15 protein-coding genes are annotated in these 16095 nt (G+C 47.7%); 13 read left to right on the top strand and 2 right to left on the bottom strand.

Going from position 1 to position 16095, the window contains the following annotated elements:
* Positions 1-179 precede the first annotated feature (179 nt).
* The 10 genes from AB0L18_RS02315 to AB0L18_RS02270 all read left to right on the top strand — a co-directional run bounded on the left by AB0L18_RS02315 (position 180) and on the right by AB0L18_RS02270 (position 11252).
* The gene (locus AB0L18_RS02315) at positions 180-485 is read left to right on the top strand and encodes a DUF3817 domain-containing protein (RefSeq protein ID WP_367390976.1); all 306 of its coding nucleotides are present in this window, start codon (positions 180-182) and stop codon (positions 483-485) included.
* Positions 486-608: 123 nt separating this feature from the next.
* On the top strand, positions 609-1265 hold the full coding sequence (locus tag AB0L18_RS02310) for a DUF4331 family protein (protein ID WP_367393200.1): 657 nt from the start codon (positions 609-611) through the stop codon (positions 1263-1265).
* 53 nt (positions 1266-1318) lie between these two features.
* Positions 1319-1864, top strand: coding sequence for a DUF4331 family protein (locus AB0L18_RS02305; protein ID WP_367390975.1), 546 nt, complete (start codon positions 1319-1321; stop codon positions 1862-1864).
* 111 nt (positions 1865-1975) lie between these two features.
* Positions 1976-3247: a tetratricopeptide repeat protein gene (locus tag AB0L18_RS02300; protein ID WP_367390974.1), complete on the top strand. Its 1272-nt coding sequence runs from the start codon at positions 1976-1978 to the stop codon at positions 3245-3247.
* 266 nt (positions 3248-3513) lie between these two features.
* The gene (locus AB0L18_RS02295; RefSeq protein ID WP_367390973.1) at positions 3514-5232 is read left to right on the top strand and encodes a DUF4331 domain-containing protein; all 1719 of its coding nucleotides are present in this window, start codon (positions 3514-3516) and stop codon (positions 5230-5232) included.
* Between the two features lie 67 nt (positions 5233-5299).
* Positions 5300-7366 (top strand): DUF4331 family protein, encoded by a 2067-nt coding sequence (locus tag AB0L18_RS02290; protein WP_367390972.1) that lies wholly within the window; start codon positions 5300-5302, stop codon positions 7364-7366.
* Positions 7367-7501: 135 nt separating this feature from the next.
* The gene (locus AB0L18_RS02285) at positions 7502-8716 is read left to right on the top strand and encodes a tetratricopeptide repeat protein (protein WP_367390971.1); all 1215 of its coding nucleotides are present in this window, start codon (positions 7502-7504) and stop codon (positions 8714-8716) included.
* Positions 8717-8741: 25 nt separating this feature from the next.
* On the top strand, positions 8742-9431 hold the full coding sequence (locus tag AB0L18_RS02280; protein ID WP_367390970.1) for a TIGR04283 family arsenosugar biosynthesis glycosyltransferase: 690 nt from the start codon (positions 8742-8744) through the stop codon (positions 9429-9431).
* Positions 9432-9477: 46 nt separating this feature from the next.
* Complete coding sequence (locus AB0L18_RS02275) at positions 9478-10521, top strand: VOC family protein (protein WP_367390969.1); 1044 nt, start codon at positions 9478-9480, stop codon at positions 10519-10521.
* 188 nt (positions 10522-10709) lie between these two features.
* Positions 10710-11252, top strand: coding sequence for a CAP domain-containing protein (locus AB0L18_RS02270; RefSeq protein ID WP_367390968.1), 543 nt, complete (start codon positions 10710-10712; stop codon positions 11250-11252).
* Between the two features lie 5 nt (positions 11253-11257).
* On the opposite strand, the gene AB0L18_RS02265 is transcribed toward AB0L18_RS02270, so the two are convergent.
* A complete protein-coding gene (locus AB0L18_RS02265) occupies positions 11258-11845 on the bottom strand; it encodes a hypothetical protein (protein ID WP_367390967.1) in 588 nt (195 codons plus the stop codon).
* 187 nt (positions 11846-12032) lie between these two features.
* Here AB0L18_RS02265 and AB0L18_RS02260 point away from each other — a divergent pair, with 187 nt between their 5' ends.
* Together AB0L18_RS02260 and AB0L18_RS02255 are read left to right on the top strand one after the other, a co-directional pair.
* Positions 12033-13331 carry a hypothetical protein gene (locus AB0L18_RS02260; protein WP_367390966.1) on the top strand — a complete coding sequence of 433 codons (1299 nt, stop codon included), beginning with the start codon at positions 12033-12035 and terminating at the stop codon, positions 13329-13331.
* Between the two features lie 54 nt (positions 13332-13385).
* Positions 13386-14663 carry an MFS transporter gene (locus AB0L18_RS02255; protein WP_367390965.1) on the top strand — a complete coding sequence of 426 codons (1278 nt, stop codon included), beginning with the start codon at positions 13386-13388 and terminating at the stop codon, positions 14661-14663.
* 111 nt (positions 14664-14774) lie between these two features.
* On the opposite strand, the gene AB0L18_RS02250 is transcribed toward AB0L18_RS02255, so the two are convergent.
* Positions 14775-15413, bottom strand: a complete 639-nt coding sequence (locus AB0L18_RS02250) for an N-acetylmuramoyl-L-alanine amidase (RefSeq protein ID WP_367390964.1) — start codon at positions 15411-15413, stop codon at positions 14775-14777.
* Positions 15414-15562: 149 nt separating this feature from the next.
* Between AB0L18_RS02250 and AB0L18_RS02245 the strand changes: the two genes are divergently transcribed.
* Positions 15563-16033: an FKBP-type peptidyl-prolyl cis-trans isomerase gene (locus AB0L18_RS02245; protein WP_367390963.1), complete on the top strand. Its 471-nt coding sequence runs from the start codon at positions 15563-15565 to the stop codon at positions 16031-16033.
* Positions 16034-16095: the final 62 nt, after the last annotated feature.

Genomic DNA, 16095 nt, shown 5'->3' with positions numbered 1-16095 from the left:
ACACTTTTCTGTCATTTATGCCGATAATCTGCTACTCTCTCTGCTCAACAAACCACCAATATATATATTCGCGCTTGAATTGATTGCTATTTAGATTAGTAAACTTTCGGCTTCTGGTTTAACGATGATCATTTTTAGGTGTTCATCGGTATAATTGTCCATTCATTTTATCTGTAATTATGATCTTATCCACCCCTCTTGGTCGCCTTCGCCTTATCGCTATTGCTGAAGGGATCAGTTATCTGCTCTTTGCTCTTACCATGCCAATGAAATACATGATGGATATCACCGGCCCTAATAAAGTGGTAGGCATGGCGCATGGTTTTCTATTTCTCTTGTACATCGTATTGGTGTTGCAGTGTGCCTATCTTTTCAAGTGGTCTTGGAAGGTAACCGGCTTGGCGCTCTTAGCTTCTATTATTCCCGGCGGTACCTTTTATGCACCCGCAAAGTGGTTTGGTGACGCTGAAAATAGCAGGGTGTAGTTGTTTTTTAAAAAACTTTCGTCCAAAAACATCCAGCTCATCATCAGGTCTCGTAGGTAGTAGTGAATGTGCAACAGTAAAGCACGTACACTATTTTCAAACCAAATGATTTCAATCAAGATGATGACTAAGTTCAAAATCACCCTACTCACTTTGGCCTCCATGGCAGTGGGTTTCGTATTATTTCTTTCTGCCGATCACATTGACGCACCTAAGGTGACCAATACCGGACAGGACATTGCGGATTACTTCGCTTTCCAAAATCCTAACAATAACGACAACCTTGTTTTTGTCGCTACTGTACAAGGTCTTTTATCTCCTGGTGCAACGGCCAATGCGGCCTTTGACGAAAACACCCTCATCGAATTCAATATCGATAATGATGGCGATAACGTAGAAGACCTCGTGATTCAGGCCATTGCTCGCGATGGTAAGATGATCGTTTTTGGCCCAGTAGCTCCTTCTATGAAGGGGACAGAAAGCTCCATCATGTCGGATGCTAACCGCGTAGAAACCGAGATCACCGTTTATGGAGAAACCATGAAAACGGCTACTAACAACGGTGTAACGGTATTCGCTGGCCCTCGTGATGATCCCTTCTTTTTCGATCTAGGTGCATATTCTGCTATTCTGGGTGGTACGGCCACTGGTTTTAGCAACCCTGGTACCGACACCTTTGCGGGTACCAACGTGCTGGCGGTAGTTGTTGAAGTTCCTAAGTCTCAATTAGGAAACGCCGCTACATTGAACACTTGGGTAGAGACCAAACTGAAGCGCTAATTAGTGCCCTTTCGTAAACCCAACCTTTTTCAAGACTATTTAAATTAACAACCATGACTTTTTCCAATAAATTTTTCGCAACGCTCACCATGCTGTTGCTCTGTGTATTCGCTTTCTCTTCTTGTGATGATGATGAAATGATGGATGACGACTTCGACTTCACCGGCGTATATGACCAGGCCGATCAAAAGGGCCGTCCTGCCATCAATACCGTATTCGTAAGCGAAAGCCGTAAAGACGAATTCAATGAGACGACTCCTAGCGCGATGGGAGCTGCTTTTGCGAGTGCTTTTGAAGCGCGCTTGCTGGCCCTAAACGCTGGTTATACCACCAATGCACTCGGACTAGATGCAACAACGTTCACCTCTGTTTTAGCAACGGATGTACTTTCTGTTGCCACCGATAAGCCAACAACTTTCTTCGACGGTACCAACGTACTGACTGGTCGTGCCTTGGCTGATGATGTAATCGACGTAGAATTGCTACTCATCTTTGGTGGTCCTGACGGAACGGCTAATCCTGGTCTTACTTCTGATAATGTTGATGCCAATGACAAGGCATTCTCTACCAGCTTTCCTTACCTGGCTAGCCCTTGGTAGGTGATAGCGTTTAACCCAAACAGTTTTTGATCTTTTGCTCCTGCTTGGTAAAACACCAAAGCAGGGGCGAAAGACTTTCTCTCCTTTTTTCTCCACTTCAAGCCACGCACCATGCTTACCTTACTCTTGGCCCTGAGTCTCAAGGGCATACTCTCCTTTTTTTCTACCTCAAGCGAGGCTCCTCTGGTACAGGCTACAGCAATCAATCAACTTTATCAGCCTACCTACCGGGCAGCGTACTACGATCAGGAAATAGCTTTCTGGTCGGCAAAATTAGAGAACAGTCCCGAGCAGCTTACTTTTGCCCTTCAGTTGGCAAACGCCTATGAAGCTCGTTTCAACGCTTTTGCCCGCATCGATGATCTTAAAGAAGCGGAAGATTTGCTGACCAATGGTTTGGCAGCGGCTTCCCTTCAGCGCACTACTTTCCTTCGCGCACTGGCACGAAATTACATTAGCCAACACCGCTTTCAAGAAGCACTCCTCCTGGCCGAAGAAGCCATGGGCCGGAGTGATAACCAAATGACGAGCACTTATCTTTTATTTGATGTAAAGATGGAACTGGGCCAGTACGAGGAAGCGGAAAGGCTCTTACAAAAAATATATACCAAAGGTGGTTTTAACTACCTGATCCGAAAAGCAAAATGGGAAGACCATAAAGGTAATCTTGCTTTCGCAATCGCCCGCTTGGAAGAGGCTAAGGAAAACCTTGACCCGCTAACCGACAAAACCCAGGCAATATGGTTGTACGCTAATTTAGCTGATTTTTATGGTCACCAAGGTGAAGTAGAGAAGGCTTATGAACACTATCGGATGACCTTAGCCCTTGATCCTGGCAACTGGTATGTGTACAAAGGCTTAGCCTGGATGGCTTATGCCCATGACGATAATCCTCGCCTAGCAAGAGAAATGGTGCACCAGATTATGCGCCATAACGATAGCCCGGATTTACATCTACTTCTCGCAGAAATCTATGCCTACGAGGGCAACCAAGCTTGCGCCACCGACGAAGAGGAAACTTTTCGGCTAACGACAAAAGTACCCGCCTACGGGCACATGTACCGAATTCCTATCTGTGAATTGGAACTGGAAAAAACACGCAAACAAAATGCATTAGTACTGGCCTTGGCCGAAGTAAGAGAACGCCCCACTCCCGAAACCTACGATTTACTGGCCTATGCTTATTATCGCAACGGTTCAGTTACCGCTGCACAGGAAGTCGCCATGCAGCATGTTTGGCAAAAGACTTTCGAACCAGTAGCCATGATGCACTTGCGGGAAATTTTCCCCTACCATGAAGAAATACAAGGTTTTACGAAAGAGGAACTGGCGGGTGCAGCCTTTGAAATTGGCCCGGTAGCTTTCGCTGAGATTGAATTTTAGTTTTTTTAAAATAAAAACCCCAAAAAACATCCACTTACAACCGCCCTCTCGTAGGTACTTATATAACGACTGAACAAACACTTTCCAAGTCTTATCCCACTGAGCATTGTTTGACAGTATTTAACAACACCAGGGAACTCTATTAACCTCCCAAAATTCGAATCTGCCAGCTCTTATATCCTTTCATCTGTAACGGTGAAGGGCTGGCAGCTCTTTGATGACTGAAAACCAGGAAACTAAATCTTTTAATTTAAACCAAATGTGTTATGAGAACCAAATTAGGCACTTTCTTAGGTGCACTCTTTATGATGCTGTGGGTAGTACAACCGGTCATGGCTTCCAGCCACCGGGAAGCACCGCTCATCGCGAATGATCCATTAGCGGACAATACGGACCTCTACGCTTTCCGTAGCCCCGATGATCCGAATACCATCACGATCATTGCCAATTACATTCCCGCCGAACTTCCTTATGGTGGCCCCAACTACTACACCTTCGGGGAAAACATTCGTTATGAAATTCACATCGACAACGATGCTGCTATCCCTGGGGATGAAATTGTTTATCGCTTTACTTTTCAGCGGACCAACGAAGATCCTACTACTTTCTTCAATATCCGTCTGGGGGCACAAAACCTCAAAACAACTTATACGCTGGAGCGTAGTGTAGATGGCGGCGATTCCTTTGAAACCATCGTTTCCAACGGTATCGTTCCTCCCAACTACATCGGTCCTCGTAGCATCGAGAGTGGCGTTGGTTTGAATACTACGTATGCACAATTGATGCAAAATGCGATCACGAACAGCAGCACGGGCGAAACCGTATTTGCGGGCCCTGTGGATGATCCTTTCTTCGTGGACTTGGGTGGTATTTTTGACCTGGGAAATTCTCCTCGTCAGAATGGAGAAAACCGTGATGGATTGGCCCGTTACAATGTGCATACCCTGGCCCTTAAAATTCCGATCAGCTTCCTCTTGAAAGAAGGTGCAGCGGCTACACCGGCCAATATCCTGGATGGTGATTACGTGATTGGTGTTTGGGCATCAGCCAGCCGTCAAGCGGTACGTACGCTGGGCTTTGATGGTGCTTCTACTACTTCTGGCGACTGGGTTCAGGTTTCGCGCCTGGGAATGCCGCTGACCAACGAAGTAGTGATCCCCATCGGCATGAAAGACTACTGGAACGGACTGACGCCTTACGATGAACTTGCTGATACTTCACTGGATGGATTTTTCTACAACCCTGAGCTGTCGCTCTATATGGACGACGACCAGTTTGGTGGTGCAGTACCTGCTTTTGCAGCTTTGCGCATCCAGCGCAATTCTTTGCAAGGCTTTGATTTTGGCAATGGCCAGGATGGTCTGTATGCTTTGAAAGGATCTGCTGCTGTAGCTGGCACCGCACTGGATGATGCCATCTTTGGTACCCTCCTCCTGCCTGGCCCAGGCTTGCCACGTTCGGTCGACCTTTGGCCCATCTTCCACACGGGAGCACCCAACTTTCCGCCTTACCAACTGGCTACCGGCAAAAATGGTAACCCATTGGCAGCAGGTAAGCCCTTCATCAACAACTTTTTGCCCAATGGTGGTGACATGCTGCGCCTGAACATGGCCGTGCCTGTAACCGATCGCAACGATCCCGCTTTCAGCTCACTCGGATTGGTACAAGCAGCCGTTCTTGGATTGACAGATCCTACCTACGCTTCTACTGCCGACCTAGAGTTTATTCCCAATATGGATGGTTTCCCCAATGGCCGTCGCCTGGAGGATGATGTCACCCGTATCGAGTTGCAAGCCGTGAGTGGTATTGTACTCGCAGCCGTTGGTTTATGGTACGATGATTACACCGCTGGAGGTGCCAATCCGGTAACCCAGGACTTGGTGAACGTACTGACTTACAGCACGGGTGTGGAGCAGAATGACAAGCCATTTAGCGCTACTTTCCCATACATCGCTGCCCCTTGGGCTGGAACCGAGTTGGAGTAAGCACTGACCATTTTTAACAACAACAGTAGTTTCCGAAAGGGTACTATTCAACTATAAAATAATAATTATGTTTCTCAATAAATTTACTCAGCTGGCCTGGGTGTTGTGCCTGCTCCTAGTGTGGGGTAGCAGCTCCAGCTTGCAAGCTTCGTCGCACCGCGAAGCACCAATGATTGCTGACGATCCCCTGGCGGACAACGTCGATTTGTACGCCTTCCGTAGCCCTGTCAACCGCAATAGTATTGTCTTTGTGGCTACTTACGTACCTATGCAGTTGCCGCAGGGTGGCCCCAATTACTACCAGTTTGGCGAAAATATTCGCTACGAAATACATATTGATAATGATCCCAGCACTACTGGCGACGATATCATCTACCGTTTTACCTTTTATAAGGAAAATGAAGATCCTTCCACTTTTTTCAATATTCGTTTAGGTCAACAAAACCTACGTACCCGCTACAACCTGGAACGTAGCCAAAACGGCGGAGCATCCTTCGTGACCATCCTTCGTGGTGGCCCAGTACCTCCACCTAATATTGGTGAGCGTTCTATTGAATCAGCAGTGGGGATGAACTCTACTTACGAGCGTCAGGTGAGATTGGCTCGCCGCAATGCGATCACAGGAGAGCGTGTTTTTGCTGGCCCCATGGATGATCCATTTTTTGTAGACTTGGCAGGTATCTTTGACCTTGGTGATGCACCACGTCAGAATGGCCAAGCTCAGGATGGCCTGGCTTGTATGAATACCAGCGCAATCGTGATGGAAATTCCTATTCGTTACCTGGTACCACGTGGTACTTCAGGGCCAACCAGCATTCTGGATCCCAACTTCGTGATTGGTGTTTGGGCATCAGCCAGCCGTCGTTCTATCCGCACGCTTACGCCTGGCGGAGAAGTACACAGCGGAGAGTGGGTACAGGTTTCTCGCCTGGGTATGCCGCTGACCAACGAAGCCGTCATTCCTGTAGGCATGAAGGATTACTGGAACAGCCTTACGCCTTACCAGGAATTGCAAGATACCTTGCTGGATCAGTATTTCTACAACCCTGAATTGGGCTTGTACATGGATGATGATCTGTTTGGTGGAGCCGTACCTGGTTTTGCACCACTACGTATCCAACGGAATTCTTTAGGTACCTTTGACTTTGGCAACGGACAAGATGGTCTGTTCCCACTGAAAGGCAGCGATGCCGTCGCCGGTACTGCACTGGATGATGCCATCTTTGGTACCCTCTTATTGCCTGGCCCAGGTAAGCCTCGTTCCGTAGACCTTTGGCCGATCTTCCATACCGGGGTGCCCAACTTCCCGCCGTACCAATTGGCTACCGGTAAAAACGGTAATCCCTTGGCAGCAGGAAAGCCTTTTATCAATAACTTCCTGCCTACGGGTGGTGACATGCTGCGCCTCAACATGGCGGTACCTGCTACTCCCCGGGATGATCCGAACTTTAGTTCCCTAGGCTTGGTACAAGCAGCGGTTCTAGGACTGACGGACCCTACTTACGCTGGCAATGCTGATCTACAGTTTATTCCCAATATGGATGGTTTCCCCAACGGGCGCCGTCTGGAGGATGATGTGACTCGCATCGAATTGCAAGCGGTATCAGGGGTTGTCCTGGCTGCTATAGGACTTTGGTACGACGATTACATTCCTGGTGAAAGTGCCAGCCCGGTAACGGATGACCTTTTAGGAGTGTTGACTTACACCACTGGTGTTGAAGCGAATGATAAGCCGTTCAACAAGAGCTTCCCTTACCTGGCCTTACCCTTTGCCGGGGATGATGCTTGTGCGGGGGAAGTAGCAGACAATACCATGCAGTTGAACATTGCACCACTGAGCCAGGCACCACAGTTGGATCTCCAACCTACAGTCGTTCGCCAGGCAGGTAACTACCCGAATCCGTTCCGTACCAACACCACCATACAGTTGGATCTGGCAACACCAAGCCAGCTGACCATGGATGTGATGGACGTTGCTGGTCATACGATCGAGCGTTGGAGTGAAGGTGCTGCTGAAGGCATCTACCAGCGTCAATGGGATGCTAGTGCTTACCCTGCGGGCTTGTACTACCTACGGGTAGCCAACGAACGCGGTGAAGTACTGCAAGTGATAAAAATGGTTAAATCCAGATAAGTGATAGCCAGCAGTCTAGTACCCTGTTGATAAAAAGACAGGGCACTAGATTGTTTTTTGGACAATAGTCACGCTGACTCTTCATAAGGGTCGCTCCCGAAGAGTCAGCATTTTTATTTTTTTAAACTAACTGCCATGAAATTCAATCTAACAACTCTTTTACTTTTAGCATTATTTACCTGGTCTTGCCAAAACACATCCACTACCCAACAAACTACTGATACCAAAGATATTGACCTGCCTAAACTCCTTGACCGACACACCGATTTGCGGCAAGGAACAGAGTGGGACCAGATTCAACGGCTCTATGTAAGCCAACAACAAGCACTGCGCAAAGACCCTCAGGATGCCGAAGCCTACTTGAAGCTTTCTCAAATTTTTATCAATGAAGCGCGTATCACTGGCGAGCATGGCCACTATTACCCGGCGGCATTGGAAGTTGTAGAGAAGGGCTTGGCGCAAGCCTTGGTGGAACCTGATTTGCGTTTCCGTTTGCTTTCTACCCGAGCTTCGGTGGAGTTGTCGCAGCACGATTTTACCAATGCCCTCACTACGGCCGAAGAAGCCGTCAAACTTAACCCCTACAACGCCCAAATTTACGGTGCCCTCGTTGATGCTAACGTGGAATTAGGAAATTACCCGGAAGCGGTAGCGATGGCGGATAAGATGGTAAGCATTCGTCCCGACCTGCGCTCGTATTCCCGCGTGTCCTACCTACGGGAAATTCATGGAGATGTTGACGGTGCCATAGAAGCGATGAAGATGGCGATAGCAGCGGGTTTCCCCGGACAAGAATCTACTTGTTGGGCACGCCTCACCCTGGGAGAGCTTTACGAAACCTATGGGTATCCTGTGAAAGCCAAAGAACAGTACCAACTGGCCCTGGCTGAGCGCGAAGATTATCCTTTTGCAATGGCGAAACTGGCCACATTGAAAACGGAAGAAGGCGACTTGGCTGCTGCTGAAACCGAACTCCTGGCTGCTGCCGAGATTATTCCTGAAGTAAGTTTTTATACCGATCTTGCAAGCATTTACAAACAGCAAGGTAAGCAGGAAAAGCTGGAAGCTACGCTGTCCGACATCCAGGTAATGCTACAAGAAGATGTCGATAGCGGCCACCAAATGGACATGGAATACGCTTTTATTTACTTGGAATTGTATGAAAGTCCGGAACAAGCCTTAGCTTACGCCCAGCAAGAATACCAACGCCGACCTGACAATATTGACGTTAACCGCTTGTTGGCGAGAATTTATACCGCCTTAGGCAATCAGCCATTAGCGAACCAACATTTGGCCAAAGCCAGTGTTACGAATTCGAAACATCCGGAACTCTTGGCTTTGGCACAGTAGCAATAGAACAGGTACTATCTACTTTATGGAGATCACAATCATCATACCCACTTACAATGAGGCCGCTCAGATTGAGCGCCTCATTCATCATTTACGAAAACACACTTCTGCCACTATCCTCGTCGCCAATTCACCGAATACGACAGATAATACTGCCGCATTGGCGCTACAAGCTGGTGCTGAGGTATTAGCTTGCCCCAAAGGCGGGCGTGCGCCCCAGATGAACCACGCTGCAGCGCAAACCAAAGCAGATATCCTTTATTTTGTTCACGCCGATACGCTGCCCCCAGCAAGCTTTTTGGAAGATATTGAGCAAGCCTTAGCGCAAGGCAATGACTTGGGGTATTTTAGCTACCAATTCGCTTCGGAAAAGCCATTGCTAAAATTTAATAGCTTCTTTACCCGCTATGATGGCCTCTTTGCTGGTGGGGGAGATCAGACGCTTTTTATTCGCCGTGAAGCGTTTGAACTGCTCGGCGGGTTCCGGGATGAACTCCGCTTGATGGAAGATTTTGATCTCGTGAAAAGAGCAAGAATACAAGGGTTGCAGCATTGTCTGATCCCTAATGACGCACTGGTTTCCGCAAGGAAATATGACAATAATTCGTGGATGCGCGTGAATTTGGTAAATCTTTGGGTATTTTTACTTTTTCATTGTGGTGTTTCTTCCGACCGGCTTTGTCATACTTACCGAAAGTTGCTGCGCACGGGGTAAAGAACGACCACTTGGTTATTGGCAACTTCAATACTAAGTATCCCGCATGGGCAAAGAGAAAATTATTTACGGTATCCAACAAGTAGGAATCGGAGTACATGACGCAGAAGAGGCATTTCGCTGGTACGGTCAGGTACTTAAAGCAGATTTACTGGTTTTTGATGATAAAAAAGTAGCTACGCACATGGCTCGTTACATGGGCGGCCAACCTCATCAAAAACGCGCATTGTTGGCCATGCAGGCCAATGGCGGCAGCGGTTACGAAATTTGGCAGTATGAAGACCGTACTCCTACCGGCCCTCCTGCACCTGTTCAATTGGGAGATCTCGGTATCAACTATATCACCGTCAAATCCCACAACCTGGCAGCTGCTCGTGCTCGCTTGGAGCAAGCAGCAGTACAGTTTAGAACAGACCTTTCCGCTACCCTGGCAAAGGATAGTTTTATGCTGCAAGACCCCTACGGTAACCTCATCGAGATTAAAGCTACCGATGATTGGTTTAGCAAATCCGATGGCCCACTGGGTGGAATCTGTGGTGTAGCTATAGGTGTTACAGATATTGACCGCTCCTTGCGATTGTATGCTGATATTCTCGGTTATGAACAAGTCGTTGAAGATGTTGTTATCGGCAAACCTGGCGAAAATCACTATTTACGAAAAGTACAGCTTCGGATGCCCAAGCTACCACAAGGAGGCTTCAGCCCGTTGTTGGGGAGCAGTGAATTGACATTACTCCAATCTCTGGAGAGAAAGCCAGTGAAAATATTCGAAAACCGCTACTGGGGCGATCTCGGTTACATTCACGTTTGCTTTGATACCAAGCACATGGGGGCACTGATCGAAGAATGTGCGGCCAAAGGATATCCCTTCAAAGTAAAGAGCGAAGAAACCTTTGAAATGGGGGACACCAACGGCCGTTGGGGCTATCTGGAAGATGATGATGGTACACTGATCGAATTCGTTGAAGCTCAAAAAGTTCCCTTGCTGAAGTCGCTCAACCTCAGTATCAACCTCCAAAAACGTGACCCACATCGCCCTCTACCACGTTGGCTCATTTCTGCCTTACGTTTGAAGCGAGTGAAGTTTTAGAAGGTTGATTTTCGTTGGAAGCAAGAGAAGGGGCTACTCATTTCAGGTCTACCTTCAGCTTGGTTAATCAAGAAATGGCACCTTTTCAAAGTGTTAAGGAAACTAATTTGTTAGGTTGCGTAATACTAGTTTGTTGTAGAAAACGATTTAAGTCGGAACATTCTTCTGACTAAAAATCGTCTGTACTTATGCTGAAGCAATCGGTAACTACCAATAACCTCCGCTTACTCCCTCTCTTGTTATTTGGATTATTGTTTTTTACCGCTTGTGAACCTGACGAAATTTTTATGGATGATGCTTCTCCGGTAGAAATCTTCGTAAGCAATGATGCCCCAATTGCCTTTCAGCAGATGTTAGCTGAGGTCAATGCGCTTCGTGCCGAGGGGTGTCGCTGTGGCAACCAAAACATGCCTGCAGTAGGCCCTTTGCAGTGGAACAGTCAACTCGCCGCCGCGGCCAGCTCCCATAGCGAAGATATGGCCCGGGTAGGGCAGCTCAATCACGCGGGTTCCGATGGTAGCAACGCCGGTAATCGGCTGGAACGTGTGGGCTACAGTTGGCAGCAATACGGCGAAAATATCGCCAGTGGGTTTACTTCCTCAAGCACCGTTTTGCAGGCCTGGATCAATAGTCCTGGTCATTGCCGCAATCTTATGGGCGCCAATTTCACCGAGATGGGAGCAGCACGCAAAGACAATTACTGGACCCAGGTGTTTGCCCGCCCTCGGTAAAGTGCTCAAAACGTGAGATACAGTCCTAGGCTGTCGCCCGTAAAACTTAGCCCTTCCAGTAATTTTGGAATATCCTTGTTCTGTTTAGCATGTACCAGGTAGGTGGCCAAATCGAAGGCAAACAAAAAGCTGCCTTGCAGGATAATACTGCGGCCAAAACCCTTGAGGCGTTTGGGCTGGTTGCTGGTGTTCTTGCTCTTTTCAATGAGGTAAGCTCCACCCAACACGTAGCCTACATCCAAGCCGGTGTTGAGGAGTAATATTTTTTGAATCTTGTGCTGTTCTGCAATGGTAGCAGCCAGATCAAAACTGCCTGGGTCAGCTTTCATACTGCTCCAATAACCGAGGCCAGCGAGGGTCAGATTGATGACGCCCCAGCCTGCATTCATCTCGTGGAAGTAGCGATCTACGCCATCGTTTTTACCTCTTAAGGCCAATCCAGAACCTACATTACCAACCGCCCAGGCACCCAGGACGAGCATCGCCGTCTGTTGCTTTTTTAGTCGCTGCTGATTAAAATCTGTGAGCATCAGGGATTGCCCCCAGGTGAACGTTGCTAGAAAAAGGAGGCTTATGCAAAGAGCGTACTTCATCTTTTTCTTACTACAATCTTAATTTTTGAGAATTGTTCAGAATGCTCATGCATTAGTGTTAAAATCACGTTAATGGCAGCACCGAATAGATGTGGGAATTAAGGAAATGGTCTAGTTTTAGTCGCTTTGTCAGGGAAATACAACTTGTTTCTCGGTTACTTACGCTCTTAAATAAAACCCTTTTCTTATGAAAGCCCTAATCTTTACCGCTCTCCTTGTTTTTAGTACCCTAATCGTGCAAGCCCAATCTTACGACATCAGCCAGTACCAAGCTCGTTACGAGCGGCGTCCTTTTTTAGAAATCAATCCTAGCTTGAATTATTCGGGGACCTTCAGTGATATGGATGATTTCGTCAATCACAGTGGTGGCGGAGATTTGTCCATCGACTGGCGTGAGCAATCCAGCCTCGATAACCGCATTCGTAATATCAGTGTTTCAGGGCAGGCCCAGTTTTTTCGCAGAGAATTCAGAGATAATAATAGAACAGATATTTCGCAAAAAGGAGCGAGCATCTTTGCCAGCATTGAACAATACAATTATACTACGCCGAAAAAATTCTGGGGCTTCCGGGGAGGATTGTCGATAAACGCGCAGGATCAGGATGATTTTCAGCTCAACTCCGACCGCTTTACCAATATTTCATTGAACCCTGGTCTGTTTTTTGGTACCGGACGAATAGAATTTGCGGAAGATGCCTTGTTGGCCAACTGGATGATGAATGATCTACTAGAGCAGCAAGTTATCAATGCTACCACGCCAGAACAACGGGAATTATTGGCACAAAGAATCACCTCGATTATCGGAAATCGTACCTTCGATTTCCGTCGTCGCCGCATCTATGAATTGCAGCAGCTACAGCAATTATTTAAGGAAGAAAATATTGCTATTGAAGACGAATTTATGCTGTTTGCGGTGCTCAATGACAACTGGGCATTTGCTAACCGTGCGAGCCTACCACGCGGACAGCGCTGGCAATTTGGGATAGATGGCAGAGGTGCTTACTTTTACCAATCTCAGCCGTTCGCCGGAGATGATTTTACCCTTACTGGGCGGCCTTACGCCAACTACACTTCTGGCAAAATTATCGGCAATAATGCGTCTAGTAGCTGGACGGCAGAGTTATCAGCTTATTATCAAACGGATCTTGAGGAGAATAATTTTCCGTTTAATTCTGGAGAACGCTACGGAGGCGTTGCAAGTTTGAGTCATCGCCTGGTGTGGTTACCCATTTCTCGTACCACCCTCAGCTGGACCAATCAAGTTGCTGGACAACTGGGAACCAACGTACTGAACGCTAACCAGGATGGTTTTAAAGATAATCAGCTTACCTTCATTTCGACCTTAAGCTGGGATTACTTTGTGACCTACAACTGGCGCTTCGTCCTGAATGTAGGACTAGCCGGGCAGTTTATTGACCAGGGTTTTTTCGATTTCCACACGGTTCGTCCGTCGTTCAATTTCAGCACCCGCTACGCTATTTTTTAGGCTTTTCGGAACTATCCGAGGGATAGTACGGTTTTCTGTGGAAACTATCTCCTCATGCTACACCGTACGATCAATTTATACCGGGAATCTTTCGAAGGCTTAAGAGCTGAAGTTTGGTACCTGTCTCTTGTATTATTGATCAATCGGGCGGGAGCCATGGTAATACCTTTCCTTACGGTTTACCTCACCTCCAAACGGGGTTTTTCCTTCGAGGATGCCGGCCTGATCATGAGCAGCTTTGGCATTGGCTCGGTATTGGGGTCTTATGTAGGTGGATGGATCACGGATAAGTTTGGCTTTTACCGGGTCCAGCAGTGGACCTTGGTGGGCAGTGGCTTTTTGTTTTGGGCCTTGGGCCAGCAAACCACTTTCTGGGGAATGAGTATAGGGATATTTGTACTTAGTACGGTTATGGACGCTTTTCGGCCAGCCAACCAAGCTGCCCTTGCTTTTTACAGTAACCCCAAAAACCGGGCTCGCGCTTATGGTTTACTCCGGCTAGCAGTTAATTTAGGCTTCTCTATTGGTCCCATTTTAGGCGGGCTACTCATTGCGGGCCTCGGTTATCAATGGCTGTTCATTGTCAATGGTTTTTCTTGCTTATTTGCAGCAGTGGCCTTTCGCTTACTACTTCCTCCAGGCCGCCTCGAAAAAGGGGAAGAAGAACCAGACGAAAACGAAGTGCTGGCCGATTCTGCTTATCGCAATATCCCTTTTCTGGTGTTTGTGTTTTTCCTGATGCTAGGCGCTGTCGCTTTTATGCAGTTCTTCGGAAGTTTGCCCGTTTATTTGCAGCAGGAGCTGGGCTACACCGAAGCACAAATCGGTTTATTGGTAACGCTCAATGGGGTTATGATTGTAGTGATGGAAATGCCGTTGGTGCATACCGTTGGCAAGTATTTTCGCTCGCTGGGCATTATCACCGTTGGTTACTTGTTCCTGGCAGTGGCCTTCTTGTTGTTGCAAGGAGCGGTATGGTTGCCTGTTTTTGCGATCGCCTTTATGGTACTCATTACCATTGGCGAGATGCTGAGCATGCCTTTTGCCAGTACTTACACCGCCGAGATCGCCCCTCGCAGCCGACGCGGCCAATACATGGGGCTACAAAGTATCGGCTGGGCGGGAGCATTCATCATCGCACCCAGCCTGGGCTTGCGCTGGGCTTCGGCCTATGGTTTTTCTTCCTTGTGGTATCTGGCTAGCTTCCTGGCCCTCATCTCAGCAATAGGTATCTTTTCTGTAGATCGTTATATTCGCCGACCATTGAAAAGATCAGCTGCTGAAAAAGAGGTGACCTCTCAATTGCAAAAGGAATCAAAGGTGGGTATTTGATTCCTTTTGCCTGCATTTTACCCGACTACAACAAGCTCGTTGTGTCCCCTCATTCGGCGTTGGCTTCGTCTGCGTCGGTGTATGACAACCCCAAACCGCAAGGGCAAAAAATTACAACAATCCCTGCGCCTCAATGATCGTTCTCACCTGTGCTTCCGCAAAACGCTCTACGATCTCATCATCCATGAGTAGCAAAGCGTCTTCGTAGTTGTCAAAAAACAGGTGCTCTACCAGAATAGCCGGCATGCTCGTACGGGTAAGCACAAAGAAGCGGGCCTCCTTGTCGTGGTCACCATCGGTGGTGTCATCACGGTAGCGAGAGATACGGTCTCCCACCACTTCCTTTACGTTGTTCCAGTGCAACTCTGCTACCTTGTCGGAGGTTGTATTCCCAGGGCTGGTATAAATTTCAAAACCCCGGGCACTACCACCACCCGCATTGGCGTGATTAGAAACATACAGGGTGTTCTTTACTTTTTTAGCGTACCAGTTGGCTACATCTACCCGGTAATTGAGCGATATATCGGCCCACTCGTGGCTCACCATATAGTAGGGAATGGAAAGGTCGCGCAATTTTCTGGCAACCACATTGGTTAGGGTACGATTGAAGACCCCTTCGTAAAACCAGCCATCCTTATGAAACGCTCCCTTGCTGTGTTTGTATTGCTTGCTAGGGGCGGTAACGTAATTGCCAGCAGCATCAAGGGCGCCGTGACCGGCATCAAGAAAAACAAGAAAATCTTTAACCATGGGTAGGGTACTTTTTTGCTAAGGGACGGAGAAAAAGAAAATAGGTTTATTTCCGTCAAACTACTAATTACCACAAATTACAGCTTTTTGGCGTTCTTTGCGGAAATTTTCTTCATCTGTGTCGACTCGCGCAGAAAAACGAATATAAAATGAAACAGTTTTTGTTACTCCTTAGCCTGACGATGCTTCTGCTCACTTCCTGTAAGGATGAAACCATTAATCAAGACGAAATAGACAGAGCGATCATCGAGAACTTCATCGAAGCGAACAACCTCAATGCAATCGAAGATCCCTCTGGTTTGTATTACACCATCAGCACCCCCGGCACGGAAGAGAAGCCGACCCTTAGCGATAGCGTTAAGGTAAAGTACCTCGGCTACCGCACCAACGGCCAGGTTTTCGATGGTACCAATGTTGATGGAACGACCCCCGATCGTACCGTTACTTTTCTTTTGAGTGACCTGATTCCCGGTTGGCAGATTGGTATCCCTAAATTTGGTGCTGGCGGTGGTGGCACTTTACTCATCCCGTCCAGTCTTGGTTATGGCAACCGCAATTTACCAGGCATCCCCGCTAATTCAGTCCTTATTTTCGAAATGGAGCTGGTCGATTTCTTCTAATAGAAACCTCCCGATTAGCATAGCGACCTGCTTTTGGCCTCTCCCGAATGCAGGTCGCTTTA

Origin of the sequence: Lewinella sp. LCG006 (assembly GCF_040784935.1) — a bacterium.
GTDB lineage: Bacteria > Bacteroidota > Bacteroidia > Chitinophagales > Saprospiraceae > Lewinella.
The sequence above is the reverse complement of the archived record's forward strand: the minus strand, read 5'-3'. Positions and strand labels throughout refer to the sequence as shown.